This window comes from Nocardia sp. NPDC003345 (assembly GCF_053589395.1).
The window spans coordinates 1-3,239 of sequence record NZ_JBSFRU010000487.1; the positions used below are offsets into that span (position 1 = coordinate 1).

Here is a 3,239-nt window from a genome sequence, read left to right on the forward strand (position 1 = left end):
CAGACGCTTCAGGGGCCGAACCCCGCGCGGCGAAGCCGCGCCAATAAACACAGAACCTTGACGAGCAAGGTCACCTGTCTCGCCTTGGCGGGCAGGGTCACCCCCTCACCTTGACGAGCAGGGTCATCCCCTCACCTCGGCGGGCAAGGTCACCTCCCCACCTCCACGAGCAGGGTCACCTCCTCCCTCCTCCTCACACGCAGGCTCCCCTCCCCACCTCGGCGAGCACCATCACCTCCCCACCCCAACAAGCAACGCCCCACTTCACTCACCGAACCCCTTCCCCACCCCGGCACGCCACACCCCACCGAACGATGTGAGCCCGCCCTCCAGGGACCCAATCGGACCATCACCGCCGGTGTGGGGCCTAGAGTGGAACGCACGCGAACCCCATCGGACCGAGGAGTCACGCTGTCCACCGAAGACCTGATCGATATCGGCACCTCCGCCGAGCGCTCGGCGCCGGTGCGTACCGCACGGACCGACGGTCGTAAGCGGCGCTGGCGGCAACACAAGATCGACCGCCGGGAGGAGCTCGTCGACGGCACGCTCGCGGCCGTCCGTACCCGGGGCGGCAATGCGGGGATGGATGAGATCGCCGCCGAGATCGGGGTGTCGAAGACCGTCCTGTACCGCTATTTCTCCGATAAGAACGACCTGGTGAACGCCGCTATGCAGCGGTTCATCGAGATCACTTTGATGCCGCGGGTGTACGGGGCGATCAGTCTGGACGCCGACGAGTATCAGCTGGTGCGGTCGGCGCTGGCGGAATACGTGGGCGCGGTCGATGAGGATCCCGAGGTCTACCGGTTCATCATGGGCACCGGTTCCGGCGATCCGTCCGCCCTGGCCGATTTCGAGCGGCTGTTCGCCGAGGTGGTGGCCGCGGCCATCACCGAGCGGGGTGGTGAGCGCGGTATCGAGACCGAGGGGGCGATGCTGTGGTCGTATGTCATCGTCGGTGGTATCCAGCTGGCGACCCACTGGTGGACGACCACCAACAAGACGATGGCTCGTGACGAGGTGATCGACTACCTCACGATGATGGTGTGGAGCGCCATCGAGGGGATGACCCGTGCGGGCGGCTCGCGGATCCGGTTCGCCGAGCAGGAGCACGCGCTGCCCGAGGTCGCGCCGGAGGACCCGGCCGTCTGAGTCCGTACGAGCGGCCGGTTCGGCCGCGGGCCGGTTCGCCGGGCTCGACAACCCCGCCGGTTTGGTTAGTCTGAGTCCCGTGCGGCGGCAGTGGACCGTTTCGGTCCACCGGCCACCGCAGGCGCGCGTCGGCACCAACGGAGGTACCTCGATGGCGAAAGAAGTGCCGACATCGCGGCTGGCCCGCGGCACCAAGCTGGGTGCCGTCGCGGCCGGTTCGATGATGCGGAAACAACGCGCCCGGCTCACGATGCGTGGCCGTTCCGAGGCGGTGCGCGCGCAGATGGCCGAGGAGTCCATTCTGCGCAGTACCGAACAGCTGGTCATGGTGCTGGGCACCATGAAGGGCGTGGCGATGAAGCTGGGCCAGATGATGTCGGTGCTGGATCTGGACCTGGTCCCGCCGGAACATCGTGAACGGTTCCAGAAGCGGCTGGCGGTGCTGCGCAATGCCGCGCCGTCGGTGTCGTTCGAGGCGATGCGCGCGGTGATCGAGGAGGATTTCGGGCAGCCGCTGGACGCGGTGTTCGCCGAGTTCGAACCCGAGGCGATCGCGGCGGCCTCGATCGGGCAGGTCTATCTGGCCCGGCTGCACGACGGCCGTCAGGTGGCGGTGAAGGTGCAGTATCCGGGGATCGATGCCGCGGTACGGGCCGATCTCAAGAACCTGTCCATGTTCCGCCGCGTGCTGCAGTCGGCGATGCCGTGGGTCACCCCGGCGGTACTGGACGAGCTGCGGCTGAATATGGAGTCCGAACTCGACTACCAGATCGAGGCGCAGACCCAGCGCGATATCGCCGATCTCTACGCCGGCCATCCCTTCGTGGTGGTTCCGCGGCCGGTGATCGAGCACAGCACCCAGCGGGTCCTGGTCACCGAATACCTGCCCGGAACCGCGTTCGAGGACATCCGCGCGCTGCCGCGGGACGAACGCGACCGGGTCGGCGAGATCATCTACCGCTTCTACGTGGGTTCGCTGTTCACGTTCAACGAGTTCTGCGGCGACCCGCATCCGGGCAATGTGCTGCTCGCCGAGGACGGCCGGGTCGGGTTCCTGGATTTCGGTCTGTTCAACCGGATGGATCCCGAACACGTCCGGTTCGAGGCGATCTGCCTGTGCGCGGCGGCGGAGGATCGCGGCGAGGATCTGCGCGAGCTGATGGTGCAGCGCGGTGTGATCGATTCCACCGACGAGATCGGTGTGGAGGAGTGCCTGGAGTATGTGCTCTCGGCCTCCGAATGGTGTCTGGTGGATCAGGAACTGACCATCACACCGGAGCTGGCCAGCGGCGCGTTCCTGCTCGCCGTCGACCCGCGCTCCAGCGAGTTCTCCGGGATGAAGCAGCAGAACCTGCCGCCGGAGCATCTGTTCTCCCGGCGTGCCGATTTCCTGACCTTCGGCATGCTCGGCCAGCTCGAAGCCACCGGGAACTGGCATCGGGTGGCCCGGGAATGGCTCTACGACGAGGAGCCGATCACCGAACTGGGCAAACTCCATGCCCGGTGGCTGGCCACGCGCCGGCCGGCCAAACGCGGCAGACGCCGCACGGGTTGACGGCCGCGCGACAACACAACCACCAGGGGTTCCATCCATGACCGACACACGTGAATTCGATCTTGTCATCTTCGGCGCCACCGGCTTCGTAGGGAAACTCACCGCGCTGTATCTGGTGAACGCCGCACCGGCCGGCGCCAGGCTGGCTCTGGCCGGACGATCCGCGGACAAACTCGCCGCGGTGCGCGACGAGATCGGGGCCCCGGACTGGGGACTGATCGTCGCCGACACCACCGACCAGGAGTCCATGGACGCGCTGGCCGCCCGCACGACCGCCGTCATCACCACGGTCGGCCCGTATCTGCGCTATGGGATGCCGCTGGTCGCCGCGTGCGCGCAGGCCGGCACCCACTACGCCGATCTGACCGGTGAACCGCTGTTCATCCGCGACGCCATCGACGCCCACCACGACGAGGCCGCCCGCACCGGCGCCAAGATCGTGAACTCCTGCGGCTACGATTCGGTCCCCTCCGACCTCAGCGTCTACCAGCTCTACCGCCGCAGTGTCGCGGACAATACCGGCGAGCTC

Annotated in this window: 3 protein-coding genes; all 3 read left to right on the forward strand. The window is 67.2% G+C overall.

Features of this window, described 5'->3' with window-relative positions:
• The first annotated feature begins 465 nt into the window (after window positions 1-465).
• Complete coding sequence (locus tag ACWDU1_RS31025) at window positions 466-1,155, forward strand: TetR/AcrR family transcriptional regulator (RefSeq protein WP_450003938.1); 690 nt, start codon at window positions 466-468, stop codon at window positions 1,153-1,155.
• 151 nt (window positions 1,156-1,306) lie between these two features.
• Window positions 1,307-2,710 carry an ABC1 kinase family protein gene (locus ACWDU1_RS31030; RefSeq protein WP_450003934.1) on the forward strand — a complete coding sequence of 468 codons (1,404 nt, stop codon included), beginning with the start codon at window positions 1,307-1,309 and terminating at the stop codon, window positions 2,708-2,710.
• Window positions 2,711-2,747: 37 nt separating this feature from the next.
• Window positions 2,748-3,239 (forward strand): saccharopine dehydrogenase family protein (locus ACWDU1_RS31035; RefSeq protein WP_450003936.1); only part of this gene is annotated, 492 nt, incomplete at its 3' end.